The 21,136-nt window shown below is 40.7% G+C and carries 10 protein-coding genes; 9 read left to right on the plus strand and 1 reads right to left on the minus strand.

The genetic code is table 11. The features are described from left to right. Positions 1-12: 12 nt before the first annotated feature. From ACHLI0_RS08615 to ACHLI0_RS08655, 9 genes are all read left to right on the plus strand, one after another. Positions 13-3,156 carry a GH92 family glycosyl hydrolase gene (locus tag ACHLI0_RS08615; protein ID WP_490748913.1) on the plus strand — a complete coding sequence of 1,048 codons (3,144 nt, stop codon included), beginning with the start codon at positions 13-15 and terminating at the stop codon, positions 3,154-3,156. 10 nt (positions 3,157-3,166) lie between these two features. Then, the gene (locus ACHLI0_RS08620) at positions 3,167-4,327 is read left to right on the plus strand and encodes an MFS transporter (RefSeq protein WP_490748914.1); all 1,161 of its coding nucleotides are present in this window, start codon (positions 3,167-3,169) and stop codon (positions 4,325-4,327) included. Positions 4,328-4,563: 236 nt separating this feature from the next. Beyond that, on the plus strand, positions 4,564-7,716 hold the full coding sequence (locus ACHLI0_RS08625) for a SusC/RagA family TonB-linked outer membrane protein (protein ID WP_234119477.1): 3,153 nt from the start codon (positions 4,564-4,566) through the stop codon (positions 7,714-7,716). A 7-nt stretch (positions 7,717-7,723) separates the two neighbouring features. After that, a complete protein-coding gene (locus ACHLI0_RS08630) occupies positions 7,724-9,652 on the plus strand; it encodes a RagB/SusD family nutrient uptake outer membrane protein (RefSeq protein ID WP_061473408.1) in 1,929 nt (642 codons plus the stop codon). Positions 9,653-9,675: 23 nt separating this feature from the next. Next, positions 9,676-10,875 (plus strand): DUF5000 domain-containing lipoprotein, encoded by a 1,200-nt coding sequence (locus tag ACHLI0_RS08635; protein ID WP_490748915.1) that lies wholly within the window; start codon positions 9,676-9,678, stop codon positions 10,873-10,875. Positions 10,876-10,894: 19 nt separating this feature from the next. Further along, positions 10,895-12,124, plus strand: coding sequence for a DUF4998 domain-containing protein (locus tag ACHLI0_RS08640; protein ID WP_054958709.1), 1,230 nt, complete (start codon positions 10,895-10,897; stop codon positions 12,122-12,124). A gap of 106 nt (positions 12,125-12,230) precedes the next feature. Further along, positions 12,231-15,359, plus strand: a complete 3,129-nt coding sequence (locus tag ACHLI0_RS08645; RefSeq protein ID WP_490748916.1) for a GH92 family glycosyl hydrolase — start codon at positions 12,231-12,233, stop codon at positions 15,357-15,359. A 22-nt stretch (positions 15,360-15,381) separates the two neighbouring features. Then, positions 15,382-16,419: a glycoside hydrolase family 43 protein gene (locus tag ACHLI0_RS08650; RefSeq protein WP_413555046.1), complete on the plus strand. Its 1,038-nt coding sequence runs from the start codon at positions 15,382-15,384 to the stop codon at positions 16,417-16,419. 43 nt (positions 16,420-16,462) lie between these two features. Continuing rightward, positions 16,463-19,888: a glycoside hydrolase family 38 N-terminal domain-containing protein gene (locus tag ACHLI0_RS08655; RefSeq protein WP_490748918.1), complete on the plus strand. Its 3,426-nt coding sequence runs from the start codon at positions 16,463-16,465 to the stop codon at positions 19,886-19,888. 120 nt (positions 19,889-20,008) lie between these two features. On the opposite strand, the gene ACHLI0_RS08660 is transcribed toward ACHLI0_RS08655, so the two are convergent. After that, the gene (locus ACHLI0_RS08660; RefSeq protein WP_490748919.1) at positions 20,009-20,785 is read right to left on the minus strand and encodes a hypothetical protein; all 777 of its coding nucleotides are present in this window, start codon (positions 20,783-20,785) and stop codon (positions 20,009-20,011) included. Positions 20,786-21,136: the final 351 nt, after the last annotated feature.

Below are 21,136 nucleotides of genomic sequence, written 5' to 3' on the forward strand. Positions count from 1 at the left end.
TATCCAGCTACTATGAAACGAACTATTTTACAAATTATCTTTTTCATATATTGTATTGCGAATGTATTTCCACAACACAACACAATCTGGCAACTTGGCAAAACAGATAATTCATCCAAGGAGTTTGCCTTAGCACCGGATGGAAAAGATCGATTTATTATCTCCGGCTTTGGGGATAATAAAAAATATTTTTATGCAGGCGCACACACACCGGCCGATTTTCCATACATTATACCGGGACCTACAGCAGAATGGGCTGGCTCTTCTTACTGGGCAGGACAATGCAGAATACAACTTCCTATTTTAATAAAACTATCCGATGTCAATCCACTAAAGAAATATCAATGGAATATTTTTATAGAGAATGTAGAATACGAAGACGGTATGTTCTTAAGACTGGAAGTCAACGGAAAGAATTACGATTCTCCTATACAGCCTGCCACCAAACAGCTAACATATTCAATACAGCCCGGAAATCTAAAGGAAGGGTACAACAAGATTGTAATGCAATTATTCAATGGTAAATCCCTAACTTTTGACGCCATTTGCCTAAACGGACCTCAAGAGACACAAATCAATAAGATAGATGATACTCCTATTATTTCAATGAAAATGGCTGATTATGAATTAGAACAAGGGAGAACAAGAACACAGCCTCTTCTACTGAAAACTATAACTAAAAAATCCAGAACACTTAAAATACAAATCAACCAAAAGGAAATATTCAAACAAGTAGAAGAAGGGGAGAATATCTACGAAATTCCAACCGGAAAGCTTAAAGACCAGTCTAAAATCAAAGTTAAAATATCAACAGAAGGACAAACAGTAGCAACTCAAGAATTTATCCGTAGTAACCAGCGACTACGCAGATCAATTGATTATGTTGATCAGTTTGCCGGTTCCAGTGGTTCACGATGGATGATAGGGCCCGGTCCATGGATGCCATTTGGAATGGTAAAACTTATGCCCGATAACGAAGATGCCCATTGGAAAGCAGGATATGAATATAACGTTGAAAACATTATGGGATTCAGCCACATTCACGAATGGACAATGACAGGACTCTTAATGATGCCAACTACGGGAGATTTAAAAATACAACCCGGAACAGAAAAACAGCCAGACTATGGGTATCGCTCCCGAATTAATAAGAAAACCGAAACAGCTCGAATCGGTTATTATTCTGTTAATCTTACAGATTATAATATCCAAGCAGAATTAACAGCAACTACCCGTAGTTCTCTTCAGCGATACACATTCAACAAAGCAGAGCAGCCACGAATACTAGTTGACTTTTTCTTTCCAGCAGAATACGACTGGAATTTAGAAGATGTATACATAAAAAAAGTATCTGACACAGAAATAGAGGGATGGACCTTGAACGATTGCCGATCAACAGGATACCATGGAGTACAAAGATATAAATTACATTTTGTCATGCAGTTTGATAAGCCATTCAAAACAATGAATGGCTGGATACGAAACAAGGTATATAGCCAAATAGAACAGCTGCATAAATCAAACATGAAGTCTCAACAGATATTTACAGTCGAAAATAACAGTCAAGACAAACTGGACGCAGGAATCTTCCTCGACTTTAACCTTAACACTGGTGATGATGTTATGGTAAGGACAGGCATTTCATTAGTAAGCATTGATAACGCACGGCTAAATCTGGAAGAAGAAATAGCGAAACCATTCGGATGGAATTTTGATAAAGTTGTCACCAATCAACAAGATACCTGGGAAACACTTTTCCAAAGAGTCAGTATCACAACAGACAATTACCTGTTAAAGCAAAAATTCTACACCAATCTTTACCGTTCTATCAGTCCACGGACCATCTGGAATGATGTGAATGGGGAATGGATAGATATGAACGGTAACAAAGCTCTTATAGACAAGCCAGATAAAAGCGTATATGGAGGTGATTCTGCTTGGGGAATGCATTGGACATTAGGTCCATTTTATAATCTTCTCTATCCGGAGTACATGTCCAATTGGATTTACACTTACGAGCAGTTCTATCGTCGTGGTGGCTGGCTCCCCAATGGTAATCCCGGTATGAAATATTTCAGAGTCATGATAGGCAATCCTGCTTTGCCATTGATAGTCTCCGGCTATCAACATGGAATTCGTGACTTCGACAGACAACTCATGTATCAGGCATTAATTCACCAACAAACAGCCACTATGATAAACTATCCCGGAGGAGGACAAGTCGGTAACGAGAGTTATCCCGATTATATAACCAAAGGCTACGTACCTCTATACGATGACGCATGGAATTGGAATTCTCCGCATTATCAATCATACGTTTCCAATACAATGGAATACGCATATCAAGACTATTGCGCTGCTCAATATTTTGACTCTCTTAATAAAAAAGATGACTTCAATACATTTATGAAACGTTCCGATAACTGGAAAAACATATTCGACCCATCAACCGGATATGTACGCCCCCGACGTCCCAACGGAGAATGGATCGAAAACACCAACCCATATCATGCTCCCGGATTTTGCGAAGGCAGCGCTTGGCAATTCACCTGGTACGTTCCTCATGATGTAAAAGGCCTCATCAATCTAATAGGAGAGCGTCAATTCATCGACCGGCTGAATGCCGGATTTGCAACATCCGAAAAAGTAAGCTTCAATGCTTTAGGAGATAATATGGGAGCTTATCCTATTAATCATGGGAATGAAACAAATATGCAGGCAGCTTACCTCTTCTCTTATACCAGTGAGCCGTGGCACACCCAGAAATGGGCACGTGCTATACAAGAAAAATATTATGGAATGGGGCCCCGAGACGCCTATCCGGGAGACGAAGATCAAGGCCAAATGAGTTCTTGGTACATCTTAAGCAGCATAGGACTTTTCCAGATGGATGGCGGTTGCAGCAAAGATCCTGTATGGTTACTGGGGAGTCCGCGATTCGACCGGGTAGAAATTCAGTTAGACAATACCTATTACTCTGGAAAAAAACTTATCATAAAAGCAGAAAATGTATCCAAAGACAATTGTTACATTCAATCTGTAAGATTCAATAACAAGCACCTTAGTAATAACTATATAGAATGGAGTAAACTCAAAAAAGGAGGAACACTTCATTTCATTATGAGTGACCGACCCAATCCAAATGCATTCAAATAAATAAACACATATGAAAAATAAAAGTAAAATACTACCAGTTCTTTTTGGTTTCTTTATTATGGGGTTCTGTGACTTAGTAGGAGTATCAGTCACCTATGCGAAAGATTATTTCAGTTGGAGTGAAACCCAAGCCGGTTTCCTGCCATCAATGGTATTTGTATGGTTTTTACTCATCTCTATCCCGATTTCTATCTGGATGGACAAGAAAGGTAGAAAAACAATATCACTGATAGGACTTTTATCTACTTTTATTGGAATGTTACTTCCATTACTTACATTCACACAGACAGCCTGTTATATCGCCTTTGCACTTTTAGGCATAGGAAATACCATCCTTCAAGTGTCACTTAATCCTTTATTAACCAATGTTATCGCTGAAAGAAAATTATCAAGCATTATGACAGCCGGACAATTCATCAAAGCACTATCTTCTTTTGTAGGACCTATAGTGGCCGGATTCTGCTCTGTTTATTTCAACAACTGGATATTAATGTTTCCCATATTCGCCGCTATTACTCTAATTTCCGGAATCTGGTTATTTTTCACTCCAATAAATGAGAAAGATGACAAAAGATTAACATCCAGTTTCTATCAGGTTATTTCTCTCCTGAAAAATAAAACAATCTGCCTTTTATTCGGAGGCATCATTTGTATTGTTGGCTTAGATGTAGGAATGAATGTATTTACCCCAAAACTTTTAATTGAAAATGCAGAGTTGACTAAAGAGATTGCAAGTTATGGTACAAGCTGGTATTTTGCCGCTCGCACTTTGGGGACCTTATGCGGTGTAATTCTATTAGCAAAGTTTTCCGAAATTTATTATTATCGGATCAATATGTTCATTGTATTAATAGCTTTATCCTGCATTTATTGGATACATTCTCAATACATTATTTTGTTATTAGTATGCATTATAGCCTTTGCAATGTCTAGCATATTTGCCGTCATCTACTCGCTAGCCTTGCATACATTACCCTATAAAACCAACGAAATATCAGGACTAATGATAACTGGAATATCCGGTGGCTCCATCATTCCTCCTCTCATGGGAGTATGCGCAGATTATACCGGAAGCCAATCAGGCTCCATCATTGTCATGCTAATTTGTGTGATCTATCTAATTTTATGTTCGTTTCATAAATTTAAAACCATACGCACAAAACCCTATTAACATTTATTATCAAGGCAACCGTCTATATACAAATTTATATTAAATAAATAAATCTTTCTAGTTTTCCTGCTTTAAATATATATATTTGCAATATGTATATACATATAGACATTACATAATACATATACCATAATCAATTAATACTATGTAGATTAAAATATACAGCCTTTATACACAAGAAATCACATTAAATCTAATATAAAACCCTTATGACTTACTTTTTAAAATCACAGAGTATGAAGAAGCTTTTATGCAACTTGCCACGCTTCGTATTATGGATAGCTTTCCTTTTAATCATTGAAAGCTATGTAACCTTGCAAGCTCAAACCAGTAGTAGTAACAATTCATCCAAAGCAATATCAGGGAAAATTGTGGATGAAACAGATTTGCCTATTGCAGGAGCTACTGTACAGGTGAAAGGATCAACAAAAGGAGCCATTTCGGATATAGATGGCTTATTTACTATTTCATCCGAACCAGGCTCCATTTTGATTTTCTCATTTTTAGGATACCAATCTATTGAATACAAGATAGATAAAGTACCTCAAACCATTAAACTTTTGCCAAAGGTAGATGAATTGGATGAAGTTACTGTGGTTGGTTTTGCTAAACAGAAAAAAGAAAGTGTGATTGGAGCAATATCAACCTTAAAACCTGAAAGATTAAAAATTCCAACCAGTAATCTGACTCAAGCCTTAGGTGGTAATGTTGCCGGAATAATATCTCATCAGTTGTCTGGTGAACCAGGAAATGACAATGTGGAATTCTTTATTCGCGGAGTCACCACTTTTGGTTATTCTAAAAGTCCGTTGATATTAATTGATAATATCGAATCGTCCACTACCGATCTTGCCAGATTGTCCGCAGATGACATTGCTGCTTTCTCTATAATGAAAGATGCAACAGCAACTGCCATTTATGGTGCACGTGGAGCTAATGGAGTCATTTTGATTACTACCAAGCAAGGTAAACCTGGAAAGGTAAAAATTAGTGCCAGAGTAGAAGGCTCATTGTCAACACCTACAAAAAGAATAGACATGGTAGATCCTATCAGTTATATGAAATACCACAATGAAGCCGTACTCACACGTAATCCGTTAGCTGTCCGGCCTCATACCGATGAGAAAATAGCATCAACAATAGCCGGCAAAAATCCCTATGTATATCCGGCAGTAGACTGGTATAATGAATTATTTAATGATAATGTATTCAATTCACGTGCCAATATCAATATGAGCGGAGGTAGTGAAACTGCCAGATATTATGTTTCTTTAGGCATATCGGATGACAATGGTATTATGAAGGTAGATAAACGAAACAATTATAACAGTAACATTGATTTAAAGAAAATCTACGTACGTTCCAACATTGATATTGATGTGACCAAGACGACTACATTTTCTGTAAAATTCAGTGGTAATTTTGATGATTATACTGGTCCTATTGTAAGCGGCAATGATTTATACCGGAGGGCAATGGCAACGAGTCCTGTTTTATTCCCCAAATATTATATGCCTGATGAAAATCATGCGTCTACTTCACATATTTTATTTGGTAACGCAGGAGACGGCAATTACATCAATCCTTATGCAGAGATGATACGTGGTTACAAACAATACACCAAGTCGGTTATTTCTGCCCAAGCAGAATTAAATCAGAAATTAGATTTTATAACTCCGGGGCTTAGCATCAAAGTCTTCGCAAGTACTACCCGAGAGTCATACAGCGGACAACAACGCTCTACTTCACCCTTTTATTATTCAATCAGCTATTATGACAAACTAACCGACACATATACTTTAAGAGAACTGAATCCTAACGGTGGACGGGAAGATTTGGATTATAAAGCAGAAGGGAATCAGGTCAGCAGTTCCTATTATTATGAAGCATCTCTCAACTACAACCGTACGTTCCGGGAAAAGCATAATGTCACCGGATTATTAGTAGGAGTTCTGAGAGAGAATAAGAGCGGAGGTGCGAGTTCGATACAGACATCTTTACCAGCCCGTAATATTGGATTATCAGGTCGTTTTACATACGCATACGACGGACGATATTTTGTAGAAGCTAACTTCGGTTACAATGGTTCCGAGAGATTTGCCAAGAATGAAAGATTCGGATTTTTCCCTTCAATAGGAGCAGGTTGGATGATCTCCGAAGAAAAGTTCTGGAATCAAGATCTCAAAAATATCATCAATAAACTAAAACTAAAAGGGACTTACGGTTTGGTAGGTAACGACAATATTGGTAAATGGGAAGACAGATTCTTTTATATGTCGGAAGTAAATCTGAACGGTAGCGGTGCTAATTTTAATTGGGGACAAGATTTTGAACGGAATGTCGGTACTATCAATATGATACGTTACCGAAATGAAAAAATAAAATGGGAAATTGCTCAAAAAATGAATTTGGGCCTCGAAGTAGGGCTATTTAATATCTTTGACATACAGTTCGATTACTTCACTGAATACCGGAAAAACATCTTTGGCGAACGCCAAACTATCCCGTATGAAATGGGATTCAGTGCACCTCTTTTTGCTAATAAAGGAGAAGCTTCTTCACATGGATTCGAAGTACAAGTAGATGCCAACCACGCATTTAACAAAAACTTCTGGCTGGGAGTACGTGGCAATTTCACTTATGCAACAGGCAAATACGAGTATGTAGAAGAGCCATACCGTCCTTATCCTTGGCTCAGCCACATTGGAAAACGTATCGAACAATCTTATGGACTGGTAGCGGAAAGACTGTTTATTGATGAAGAAGATATTGCAAATTCACCTGTTCAGACATACGGAGAATATATGCCTGGTGACATAAAATATAAGGACATAAATAATGATGGAATAATTAATGACGAAGATATAGTTCCAATTGGATTTGCCAAATCTCCAGAAATTGTATACGGCTTCGGAGTGTCGATGGGATACAAGAATTTTGATATTTCTTGTTTCTTTCAAGGAGCAGCCAGATCTTCTTTCTTTATTAATTCCAAAGCAACGAATCCTTTCATGCAAATGGATCTCGGAGGAAACAACCTCAATGGTATGATGCAAGCATATGCGGATGATTACTGGTCTGAATCGAATCGTAATATATACGCTACTTTCCCAAGATTGTCAACTACTGACATTGCAAACAATAACAGAAACAGTACATGGTGGTTACGCGACGGTTCTTACTTGCGTTTAAAATCAGTCGAAATCGGATATACATTACCTAAAAGGCTGACCAGCCATCTAGGTATGTCCAATTTGAGAATCTATGCCAGCGGACTAAATCTTTTCGCATGGAATCGTTTTAAATTATGGGATGTAGAACAAGGAAACGACGGAATGCAATATCCTATTCAGGCAGTTTACAATTTTGGTATTAACTTAAGCTTCTGATTACATTATGAAATACAAACATTTATTCACTAGTACATTATTGGCGATATTAATCACATCCTGCAACTATCTTGATATCGTGCCGGATAATATCGCAACGCTTGAAATGGCATTCAACACTCGGGCTAATGCTGAAAAATATTTAGCCACCTGCTATAACTTCGTACCTGCAGCAGCCAATCTTGATCACAACTCCGGCCTCATCTGCGGTGGAGAAATGTGGTATCTGAAACCAGAGTCCCACTACTATAAAAATATAACCTCATTCAACATTGCACGTGGTATGCAAAACTCTAACGACCCCTTACTAAATTACTGGGATGGAGGTCAGGGAGGCTACAACATATTCAGAGGAATCCATGAATGCAATATTTTTATAGACAACATCGATCGCGTACCTGACATGCGTATGGAAGAGAAAAATAAATGGAAAGCCGAAGTGATGACTCTGAAAGCATATTATATTTATTATCTCATGTTGCACTATGGGCCCATTCCTTTACTTAAAGAGAACATCAGCGTAGAAGCAGACTTAGATATGATGCAACTGGAGAGAGAAACGATAAATGATATCGTCACTTATACAACTGATTTATTGGATGAAGCCATGAACATCCCTTCCGGATTAACATTCAATGTGACTTCTCCACGCACGGAATTAGGGCGTATCACATTACCTATTGCGAAAGCAATCAAGGCTAAATTACTAATACTGGCTGCCAGTCCTTTATTCAACGGCAATACAATGTATGCTGAATTTGTCAATTCAGAAGGGATACCTTTCTTCGACCAAGAGTATAAAAAGGAAAAATGGGAGGCGGCAGCCGCAGCGTGCCTGGATGCCATCAACACTGCCCACGAAGCCGGAGCTTCTTTATACAAATTTGATGAGAAGCTAAATTATACTCCTTCATCAACTTTACAACAAGAGTTGACACTACGCAACACAATTACCGGTCGCTTTAATTCTGAAATAATATGGGCATTAGGTTCCAATGCAACAGATGGAATACAGAATCTATGCCAAGCGCATTTAACCAGCTATTCATTGGGGAACAGAATGATTCGTAGTTGCTCACAACTTGTGCCGTCATTAGAAATTGTAGAACAATTCTATACAGCGAACGGAGTCCCGATGGATGAGGATAAAGATTATGAATATGAAAACAGATATAAACTGACAACAACTCCGGAAGATGATCCTATTCATTTTACACCAAACTACACAACTATCAAGATGCATTTAAACAGAGAGCCTCGTTTTTATGCCTATATTGGTTTTGATGGTGGAAAATGGTTCTCCATCGAATGCTGTAACGACAATGAAACGAGCTCCTATCCTATCAAATCAAAGAAAGGAGATATTGCCGGCGTTTCAGACGAACTATATTCACCGACAGGTTATTTCACAAAGAAATTGGTTAGTTATCAAAACGTAAACACCAGTGCGACCAATATCAATTACGTATATTCTTTCCCGATTATTCGCCTGTCCGATCTATACCTGTTATATGCAGAAGCTCTCAACGAGCTTAATGAAACTCCGACTACAGATGTATACTACTATGTACAACAGGTCAGGAATAAAGCCGGTCTGGATGAAGGAGGTTCTTTGGTAAATACATGGCGTAATCATTCCAACCGCCCGGATAAGCCAACCACCCAAAGAGGAATGCGTGAAATTATACAGAAAGAGCGAATGATAGAGCTTGCATTCGAAGGCCATCGTTACCATGATGTACGCAGATGGAAGTTAGGCTCTACATATCTGAATACTCAGATAAAAGGCTGGTCGGTATTAGAGCAGGACCCGGAGTACTTTTATAATGCACGAGTTCTCTTCACGAGAAAATTCATGCCAAGAGATTATTTATGGCCTATTAAGACCAATTCTATCAACAGAAATCCGAAACTTGTTCAGAATCCTCAATGGTAACTTTTAACATAAAAATGACAAAGATGAAAAATATAGCTTTTATACTTTTAATACTTGCAGCAGTTTGTTTTGCAAACTGCGCCGGTGATTACGAGGCCGAACCACGCGGTACGAATGATGGAAAAGCTCCGGCACCGATTACTAATATATCGGTGAAGAATGTAAACGGAGGAGCTATTATTAAATATACTCCTTCCGATGATGTCGATTTATTATACGTCAAAGCTATCTTCACTAATACCCGCGGAGAGCAGCAGGAAGTAAGATCTTCCATGTATGTAGATTCTTTGGTAATAGAAGGGCTGGGGGATACACAAAAGAGAGAGGTCAAACTTTACTCTGTAGACCGCCACGAAAACTATTCCACACCGGCTATCGTGACTATTGAGCCTCTGACTCCTGCAGTCGTTCAGACACAAGAATCATTAAAAGTGACTGAAAGTTTTGGAGGTTTCTTCCTCGATTTCAATAATGCAGCAAGAAGTGCATTATCTTTCTACATTTACAAATGGGTAGATGAGCACAATGAATACGAGATCTATGACGTATACTCCTCACAACAGGAAGAAGGCCGCCTGACTATAAAAGGCTTAGAACATAAATTATTGAAATTAGCCATCTTCGTTAGGGATAAATGGGAAAACACTTCCGACACATTGTATGCCGAAATTACTCCTTGGAAAGAAAGCTTATTAGATAAAACAAAATTCCAACTTGTTAAAGTTATGGATGATGTCAGCTGGGATTACCACGAAGGCTATCATTCCCGTCTATGGGACGGACAAATAGGTGGATGGAACTGGGGACATACCGAATACCCGATACCTTTCCCGCATGCCTTCAGTATTGATTTGAATGTCAATGTACGTCTCAGCCAATTCCAATTCTGGCAACGTCTGGACAGCCAAGACTTATTATATGCCCATGGAGCTCCCAAGTACTTCAAATTATATGGCTGCGAAGAGGGTAAAGATTTGCAGAATCCAGATAACTGGGTGGTATTATTTGATGGAGAAATGAAGAAACCATCCGGCGGGGCATTTGGTGATGCGCTTACTCAGGAAGATATTGAGGAAGCCCAAAGAGGCCATGTATTTACCCTTAACCAGGATGTACCATTCATTCGCTACTTCCGGTTCCAGAGTTTGATGTCATGGTCGGGAATGGAAACGTCAGTTATGTCAGAAATCACTCTTTGGGGAGATATCCAAGGCGAAGAATAACCTTATAAAATAGACAGAAATGAAAAAAGTAATATATATAATAACTACTATTCTCCTGTGTATGACCTCCTGCACAGATATTCATGATACCTATTCTGAATATATCAAAGACGGAGAACAAATTTATGTAGGAAAGCTAGCGGATGTAAATATACAGCCGGGATTTCAGCGCATGATGATAAAGGGGTCTATGAAATATCTGGCCACAGCAAAGACTTGCATAATAGAACTTGTAGGTTACGACAAGGTTTTCACAACAGACATTGACAGAACGCAACCTGAATTCAGTTATGAAATCAAAGATGTGGAAGAAGGCAACTATTACGTTAAAATAACCACAAAGGATAAAGAAGGTAATACCTCACTATCCGAAACCTACAATGTAGATGTATACGGAACGGAGCACATAGCGACTTATTATCCCAAGCGAATTACCGATATACAATTCGTCATTGCCGACAACTCGCTCAACTTAATTTGGAATCAGGCAGACAATGTGGTGGAAGCAATAGTTAAGTACTATGATTCAAATGAGCAACTACTAACTTTAACAGTGAAAGGAGATGCTGCTTCAACCAATTTACCTGATTGGAAAGCTACTTCTATATTAACAGTAGAAACACGAATCCTACCCAGCGAAACAGCATTGGATATCGTATCCCTGCCCATTTCAGAATACACTTTGCCCGACGATCCGATTGTAGAAATCCCCAGAACTAACTTTGCCAACGCAAATATGCCTTCAGATGTTGTAAACGGTTATGGCGGTTCAGTAGAAAAGTTATGGAACAATGATACATGGAATTATGACAGCGGTTATCATGCCGGCGATAATCAAGGAGTTCCTCATCATCTGACCATTGACATGGGACTTACAGCAACGATTACCGAATGCGAACTGTTCTTTACCGGATATGAAAGAACAGACTGGATGCCTCGATTATTCCAAATATGGGGAATTGAAGATGTAGAAGACCTGGAAAGCCATGAACCGGATGTTCCATCTATAAACCCGGCTTGGGAAGAAAGTGCGAAAGCAAAAGGATGGAAACAGCTGACTACAAAAAACATTTCTGTTTCCGGTTGGCAACCCAGTATTAAGTTCGCCTGCGATAAAGAACACGAAAATATAAGATACATCAGATACCGTATTGTAGAATCACTCTCAGCTCCACACGTAGGAATGGGGGCCTATGGTTCCGCCAGCGAAATCAAGTTCTGGGGTAAAAAGGTTAGTTTGTTACAGTGATAACAGTTGAATTTGTTTTTGCATAGGAGTGTATACAAAAAAAGAATGATACATTCCTATGTAAAAAACAAATTTGTATCTTGAATCCAAAAGACCGAAAGTTAATATGAAAAGAATACCATTGAGTTTATTCACGTTTTTATTCCTCCTATCCGGATTATGTGCAGCACCTACCAAGACTGTCTGGCAAATCGGGGAGAAAAATCATAGTGCCAGTGAGTTGGCATTGTCCCCTGACAAATACAAAGAGTTTCTGGCAAACGATTTTGGTTGGGAGGACAGGTTTTATATCATTGGATTGTCTTCCCCTCAAAAAGATTTTCCTTATGTTCTGCCGGGACCTGCCGATCATTGGGGAGGAACAAGTTATACTGCCGGTATACGGACTCATGTTTTAAACATACTCTTTGGTATGAAGGAAGTCCCCGAAACGGACTCATGGAAATTAATCATAGACCTATTAGATACTCACCACGAACTTCCGGCGCTATTTAAAATAACGATCAACGGAAAATCATGGAAATATGCCCTTCCCAAAGGAAGTGGAAAATCAATAGACGGTGACTATTCACAAATCAAACCGCATACGATCGAAATTCCTCTGAACTCCGGAGTGATCAGAAAAGGAAGCAACTCCATCACGCTTACAAGTCTCGAAGGTTCATGGATTCTCTTCGATGATATCAGACTTATGGGGCCGGATAATGCCGAACTAAATGAAGTCAACAAATCCGTTTATCTCCGGGATGTTAAAGCTGCGGACTTTCAAACCACCAGTCCTGTAGCCCAACCACTATTAGTAGACATAGAACATCTTTCCGGGCATCCTCTCCTTGAAGTGAAAGTAGATGGAAAAAAGATACTGGAACAACGTTTGGAAAAAGGAAGATACATACTAGAAGCTCCGATGCCAGTTGTCAAGTCTCCCAAGACAAGCCATTACATCATATCCGCCGATGGTGCAATCTTAGATAAAGGAATGATCAGGCGCGCACCTCACAATACAATCACACTGGCCGATTACATCGATACACGAATGGGAACTGCGCACTCTCGTTGGATGATAGCACCAGGCCCGTGGATGCCATTCAGCATGGTCAAATTAAGTCCGGACAATCAGGATAGCGGTTGGCAATCGGGATATGATCCTTCATTCGAGAGCATAGGTACGTTTAGCCACATACACGAATGGACCATGGCGGGTCTGGGCATCATGCCTGCCAACGGTCCTTTAAAAACGGAGATAGGCAGCCAGTCTTCCTTAGTCAAAGATGCCAATTCGTATCGTTCAGCCATCGACAAAACAAGTGAAGAAACGAAAGTCGGATATTATAAAGTAGACTTGACCGATTATCAAATCAAGGCGGAACTGACTGCCACCTCCCGGTGTGGTTTTCAGCGTTATACATATCCGCAAGATAAGGATGCCCGTGTCATGATCGACCTGAAAATCCCTAGTGAATACGATTACCAGATTGTTGAAGGAAGTGTAAAGCAAACAGGAGCACGACGGATCGAAGGATTCAGTAAGCAGCTATCCAAAAACGTATGGTCGGCGGATGCGGATCAGAACTATACAATCTATTTCGTGATTGAGTTCAATAAAGATATCAAGAAGTTTGGAGGATGGCACGATCATACTTTATGGGAAACAGACACTATGACAGCCCACTACCCTCAACGATTCGGCTGTTATGCCGAATTTGATACTACCGATCATCCGGAAGTTATGGTACGTTCCGGAATATCTTATGTAGATATGGCAGGGGCTTCCAACAATCTTTCCAATGAGATAACGGAACCATTCGGGTGGAATTTTGAAGCTGTACGCAAACATCAGTCGGATAGTTGGAATAATATTTTAAACAGAGTTCGGATATACAGCAACGATTATCGGGAAAAAGTAAGATTCTACACCAATTTATACCGTGCGTTCTGCCGGAATACTTTCAGTGATGCAGACCGCAGATGGGTGGATGCAGCAGGCAACATTCAAAAGCTGGACGACCCGGATGCTGTCGCTTTGGGATGCGATGCCTTCTGGAATACTTTTTGGAATCTGAATCAGGTATGGAATCTGATTGCTCCCGAGTGGTCATCCAGATGGGTAAAATCACAGTTGGCGATGTATGACGCCAATGGATGGCTGGCAAAAGGTCCCAGCGGAATGAAATACATACCTGTCATGGTGGGCGAACATGAGATTCCCCTTTTAGTAAGTACTTACCAAATGGGAATACGGAATTACGATGCGGAAAAAATGTTCCGGGCAATCGTAAAGATGCAAACTACCCCAGCCCAACGTGTAGCCAATGGTTTTGCCGGCAACAGAGATCTGGAAACTTATCTGCAACATCAATATGTACCTGCCGACAAAGGACGTTTCTCTAACACATTAGAATACTCTTATGACGACTGGACAGTCTCTCAACTAGCAAAAGCACTGGGAAAAGAGGAATATTACCGAACATTCTCCGACAGAGGCAACTGGTGGAAAAACGCAATCAACCCGGCGACAGGTTATGCCCAAATGCGCTACAGCAATGGAGAATGGGAAAAGAACTTTGATCCGTTCAAATCAGGAGCTAACCATCATTATGTAGAGGGAAACGCCTGGCAACTTACTTTTTTTGTACCTCAGGACGTTCCCGCACTCACCGAAATTATCGGTAAAAAGCGCTTCATCGACCGGCTGTCGTGGGGGTTCAAAGCCAGTGAACCATGGAGGTATAATGCCCCGGGAGACCAGTATTGGGACTTTCCAGTAGTACAAGGTAACCAGCAATCCATGCATTTCGCCTTTCTATTCAACTGGGCAGGCCAACCGTGGCAAACGCAACAGTGGAGCCGTTCCATTATCGACCGCTATTACGGCTTTGACACATCAAATGCTTATTTGGGAGACGAAGACCAAGGACAAATGAGCGCTTGGTTCGTCATGGCTGCATTGGGATTATTCCAGACGGACGGAGGGTGTAACGCAGAACCTGTTTATGAACTGGGAAGTCCTCTGTTTGAAAAAATAAAAATAGATTTGGGAAAACATTTCGGTAGAGGAAAGCAATTTATCATCAAAGCTAGCAATACTTCGCGGGAAAATAAGTACATCCAGTCCGCCAAACTAAACGGCAAGAAGTTGAATTCTTTCAAGTTTCCGGCAAAAGAACTGCTCAAAGGCGGCACATTGGAACTTGAAATGGGAGATCGTCCGAATAAAAATTGGGGAATCAAATAACATCATAAAAAAATAGTAACAAATGAAAAAGATCTTACTCAGTCTTATCACAGCAGCCATTTTATTATCATGTCAGTCATCACATGACACATCACACAAGTATACAGCCATCACTCCGGGAGTAGAATGGCTCGACACCAACAACGAGAAAATAAATGCTCACGGAGGCGGTATATTATATCACGAGGGAATCTACTACTGGTATGGCGAATGTAAAAGTGATTCCACTTACTGGAATCCCAATGTTCCTGGTTGGGAATGTTATCGTACGGAAGCCGGTGGAGTAAATTGTTACTCTTCCAAGGACCTTCTCAACTGGAAATATGAAGGACTCGTTCTCCAACCGGAGATGTCCGATACACAATCCGATCTCCATCCTTCCAAAGTGCTGGAGAGACCTAAAGTTATATACAATGATAAAACCAAGAAATTTGTAATGTGGCTGCACGTGGACAGTGACGACTACAATAAAGCCGCTGCCGGAGTCGCTGTTTCCGATTCACCGACCGGTGTTTTCACCTATCTGGGTTCTATGCACCCGAACGGTCAAATCAGCCGGGACATGACCCTCTTCAAAGATGACGACGGCAAAGCCTATCATATCTACTCTTCCGAACAGAATTCTACATTATATATCAGTTTACTGTCCGACGACTACCTGAAACCTTCCGGCACTTTCACACGCAATTTCGCAGGTAAATTCCGGGAAGCACCAGCTGTGTTCAAACACAACGGACTATACTACGTCATCAGTTCGGGATGTACCGGTTGGAGTCCCAATGAAGCGGAATATGCAGTAGCTACCCAAATTTCAGGACCGTGGACCGTAAAAGGAAATCCTTGTGTAGGAAAAGATGCAGACAAAACCTTCTATGGACAAAGTACCCATGTACTGCCGGTTCAAGGAAAGAAAGACGCATACATAGCCATGTTTGACAAATGGAATAAAACAGACCTAATTCACTCCACCTATATCTGGTTGCCTATACAGTTCCGTGAAGACGGAAGCATGGCTATTCAATGGCTGGACAGCTGGTCACCTGATACATACGAATTTTAATTAAGATATAGCAACAGCATATCATTTTCTAAAAGGAACTCACATGAGAAAGATAAAAATTAAAGAAATCGTTTGTATCATCGGATTGTTGGGAACTCTCACAGCTCATTCTCAAAATACAGTCTGGCAAATAGGAAACAAAGATAACTCCGCCAAAGAGTTCAAGTTTTATAAAAACGATTATCGGAACTACATCAATGATGTTTATCTATACGAAGTAGGGAAAAATCATTCTGCTGATTTTCCTTACTTTCTGCCGGGGCCTAGTGATGCCTGGGCAGGTGGCATATCAGGGCAGGCTGTTATTGGCTTTTCATTGGCCGAAGCTCCTTCTCCGACAACCCAAATACAACTACGACTTCTATTTGCAGAAACTCATCCTTCCTCACCTCCCCGACTGGAGGTGAGGCTCAACAGGTTCGAGAAATCCATCCAAACACCCGAAGGCACAAATCCAGAATATCTGAACACAAAAGAAACAGCTTCAAAAGAGTTATCCGTCACACTTGACATTCCGGCTGATGAGTTCAGAGCAGGAAACAACACACTCACGATCCAAAACATATCAGGTAGTTGGGTAGCATTCGACCAGATAAAGCTGACATCTGACTCTCCTCTGCAAACAAACAATCTTACGACCAAAGCCAGTCTCGTATCTTCCGCCTTCTCTCCTGTATTGGTGGTCGGAAAGAAAAAAGAACTGAGACAGCCGGTCAAAATAAAAGCAGTCAACTGGCATCATAAAAAGAGACCGGTGGAACTGCAAGTCGGTAATTTCCCACCGGAAAGATACGTATTGTCCCCCGGAATAAATAACATTGAGACATCCATTCCGGAAGTCACCGCTCCATGTGAGTTACCGATCATACTGAAAGAACAAGGAAAAACCGTCAGCAAAATCAATGAAAAGGCAACTCCTGTCAAGAAATGGACAGTATATCTCGTTCAGCATACTCACACAGATATAGGCTACACCAAACCTCAAACCGAAATCCTGTCGGAACATCTCCGGTATATAGATTATGCCATTGAATACTGCGAACAAACAAAAGACTACACAGATGATGCGAAGTTCAGATGGACCTGCGAATCGGCATGGGCTGTAGACGAGTATTTGAAAAACAGACCGGAAGAACAAGTGAACAAACTAAAAAAATACATTGCCGAAGGACAAATAGAAGTTGCTTCCATGTATTTCAATATGTCGGAGATTGTAGACGAAAACTCTTTCAAGACTTTCCTTCAGCCTGTCAAAGAATTCAGAAAACACGGAATTCCCTCTGCGCTGGCCATGCAGAATGACGTCAACGGAATTGCATGGTGTCTGGCAGATTATCTGCCGGACCTCGGGATAAAATACCTGTGGATGGGAGAACACCATTACAAATCGCAGGTTCCGTTTAATATGCCGACTGTCTTCCAATGGGAATCTCCGTCGGGTAAACCGATCCTGACTTACCGTGCCGATCATTATAATACCGGCAATTTCTGGGGAATAGAGCAGGGAGATATTCAAAAGACAGAACCGAAGTTATTACATTATTTATCAGAACTGGAGCGTAAGCATTATCCGTTTGATGCAGTAGGCGTGCAATACTCCGGTTATTTCACGGATAATTCACCACCCTCCATCATTGAATGCAAACTCATCAGAGAATGGAATGAAAAGTACGCATATCCTAAGTTACGAAGTGCCACTGCATCCGAATTTCTGGATTATGTAACGAAGCGATACGGGGATAAAATTCCTGCATACAGAGCCGCATATCCGGACTGGTGGACGGACGGTTTCGGTTCTGCCGCAAGAGAAACAGCGGCTTCACGCAAAACTCATTCGGATATGACAGCGGTAGAAGGGCTGCTGTCTATGGCTATATTAAAAGACAAATGCCTGCCACAGGCCACTCATCAACGAATAGAGCACATACATGAAAGCCTGCTATTCTATGATGAACACACGTTCGGAGCATCCGAAAGCGTCAGTGATCCGTTGTGCGAAAACAGTCAGGTGCAATGGGGAGAAAAGTCAGCCTATGCATGGGAAGCAGTCAAAAGAACACAAATGCTGTATGAAACCTCCGTCGGTTTACTTCAAGGAGACCTCCGCAGAGGCAAGAACCCGACCCTTACGATTTTCAATACGTTGAACTGGAAACGTTCGGAGATGCTGACTGTATATATTGATTTTGAAGTGATCCCCCGAAACCAATTCTTCGAAATAACAGACTTTCAAGGACATTCGTTGAAAGTTCAACCGATCCGTTATCGCAGAGAAGGGTGCTACTATGCAATTTTCGCAGAGGATATTCCGCCTATGGGATACAAGACGTTTGAAATTGTCTTCAAACAACCGTCTACTGATACAGGAACTATTACAATAAACAATGCCAGTATCGAAAATCATTTCTACAAACTACAACTCAACCCGGACAAAGGAACGATCCAAAGTTTGTATGATAAAGAATTGAATTGTGAACTGGTCGATAGTTCGTCTCCATGGGAACTGGGTGCTTTTATCTATGAGAAATTAGGTAATCGTGACCAATTGGCCCAATATCGCCTGGATGATTACAACAGAACAGGATTGAGTGAGTGCCGGATCATCGACATTTCGAATGGACCTATTTATCAACGTATCCTGTTGCAGGGAAAATCTCCGGGAACAGACGAAGCATTCGGGGTCAATCTGGAAATTAAATTATATCATGATACCAAACGAATAGAACTGGAGTACGCAATCAAGCGTCTGCCGGAAACGGATCCCTCAGGGATATACGTTGCTTTTCCCTTCCAACTGCCCGAAGGGAAACTGGCATTCGACGTTCAGGGCGGAACAGTTATATCTGGCAAGAATCAACTGGAAGGGACATCTACAGACTGGAATACTGTTCAAAACTTTGTATCGGTACAAAATAATCGGGCGCAAATTATTATAGGAAGCAGCCTCATCCCCCTCTATCAACTAGGAGACATAAATCTCGGTAAATTTCAATATCAGAAACAATACGAAAGGCCTCATGTCTACTCGTGGGTGATGAATAATTACTGGAATACCAACTTCAAAGCTTCCCAAGAAGGAGAGTTCCGTTGGAGTTACCATCTGACCTCTTCCGTTGACCCATCTAACAACCTTGCTACCAAGTTTGGCTGGAGCTCACGTATTCCTCTATATGCGCGGGTAATGCCGACAGGAACAGAGAATCATAAACCCACGGAGTACTCAGCCTTCCATTTTGAGAAAAACAATTTCCTGATGACTTCATGTACCCCCTCTAAAGAAGAAGGTTATATACTACTGAACATTAGAGAGATAGATGGAAAGAGAACCAACCTCAGGATTTTAAATGAAGACGGGCAAACCGTCCCCTTCACAATAGTAAACGCTATTGAAGAGAAATTGGAAAATGAAACGTCAGAACATATATTTGAGGGGTACCAGAATAAATTTATAAAGATAAAACGTTTTTAATCAAAAGAATCAAATGCGTAGTCTACCCTAAAAAAACGGAAGAATCATCACCACAAAGAGACGAGGAGATGTCAAAAGTCAGTAGCAACTCTCCTAATACTATTGACTTTTGCTCCCTCATCATCTGTCAGAACGACCGGAAAGTATCTGCTCCAAACTTTCATCGACCACTCCCGCCAACTGAAGATTGGACAGCAAGCGGTCATAAGAAATCCTCCCTACTCCTTCCATTTTCAGCAGCCATCTCCATCCCTTTCCCGATACTAATTCCAGCAGTTGTCCTACCGTCCGGATTTCTTCTTTATACAAGACATTGGTCAGCCTCGTATCGGCCACCTTACCGACAGACAATTGGAGAATCCTTTCTTCCTGATTCAAATTTATATTCTTGCTTTTATCCGCCAAAGACTGAAAACGGGCATCTATGATATGTTTCCGATAAGTAGCCAACACATTCTTTCTCAATTTCAGTCCTCTGAGATGAGAATTATAAATCTGTAACGCCCTGCCATAAGTAATTCGATGCCGACCGGCAACTTTCTCTATTGATTCCCCCATAGAGATGGAGTAGAAAATATCACGGGCTCCGGGATGAACAATCAATTGGGAAAGTTCACGAATAATAATTTCATATAGAGGTTTACACGTTTTCTGTGTTCGCAATACATATAGCAGATCATCATATCTGGAAATAATAAAGTCGCGTTCCAGCTTTTTCTCTTCCACAATCTTTGCCAGATAATCCGCTTGCAGTCCAAGCCTTTTGTGAGCTTCGAGATAGGCAGTCAGACTTTCGTCATCCAAGAACAGTTGGTTGCCCATCCGGCAACTGGTAATGTAACCGAGATTCGCCCAGTTTCGCAGAGTTGCTTCCTGAACGCCATGTCTTTCAGACATTTGTTTTGTTGTGAGCCAATAGGACATAAAAAAACGGAACTAAGTTAATACTCTTACCTAGTTCCGTACCTTTTATATTATAAAAGAGTACGGAGCTGTCACATCCCGTCAACAGGAGGTAGTAGCAGCTACCCAACACGTACGGGCAGACAGCCCGTACCCTATGAGAAGTCATAGAAGTACAGGCGTCTTCCCGGCACGTGTTAAAAATCTGCTACAATTTCCTGTTGAGCCGAGGAAACGCACAATCGCACACCTTTAAACGGTATGCTACGTTCCGATGACAAAGTTACAAATAGTTTTCAGAAAATAACAAAAGAGGTCTATAAATGTTTTTGGAAAATCAGAGAC

The sequence above is a fragment of the Bacteroides sp. RCH18 genome (assembly GCF_058231005.1).

What these genes read in the sequence shown, in the direction of transcription:
- ACHLI0_RS08615 (WP_490748913.1), top strand. Translation starts at nt 13, where the DNA reads ATGAAACGAACTATTTTACAAATTATCTTTTTCATATATTGTATTGCG.
- ACHLI0_RS08620 (WP_490748914.1), top strand. Translation starts at nt 3,167, where the DNA reads ATGAAAAATAAAAGTAAAATACTACCAGTTCTTTTTGGTTTCTTTATT.
- ACHLI0_RS08625 (WP_234119477.1), top strand. Translation starts at nt 4,564, where the DNA reads ATGAAGAAGCTTTTATGCAACTTGCCACGCTTCGTATTATGGATAGCT.
- ACHLI0_RS08630 (WP_061473408.1), top strand. Translation starts at nt 7,724, where the DNA reads ATGAAATACAAACATTTATTCACTAGTACATTATTGGCGATATTAATC.
- ACHLI0_RS08635 (WP_490748915.1), top strand. Translation starts at nt 9,676, where the DNA reads ATGAAAAATATAGCTTTTATACTTTTAATACTTGCAGCAGTTTGTTTT.
- ACHLI0_RS08640 (WP_054958709.1), top strand. Translation starts at nt 10,895, where the DNA reads ATGAAAAAAGTAATATATATAATAACTACTATTCTCCTGTGTATGACC.
- ACHLI0_RS08645 (WP_490748916.1), top strand. Translation starts at nt 12,231, where the DNA reads ATGAAAAGAATACCATTGAGTTTATTCACGTTTTTATTCCTCCTATCC.
- ACHLI0_RS08650 (WP_413555046.1), top strand. Translation starts at nt 15,382, where the DNA reads ATGAAAAAGATCTTACTCAGTCTTATCACAGCAGCCATTTTATTATCA.
- ACHLI0_RS08655 (WP_490748918.1), top strand. Translation starts at nt 16,463, where the DNA reads ATGAGAAAGATAAAAATTAAAGAAATCGTTTGTATCATCGGATTGTTG.
- ACHLI0_RS08660 (WP_490748919.1), bottom strand. Translation starts at nt 20,785, where the DNA reads ATGTCTGAAAGACATGGCGTTCAGGAAGCAACTCTGCGAAACTGGGCG.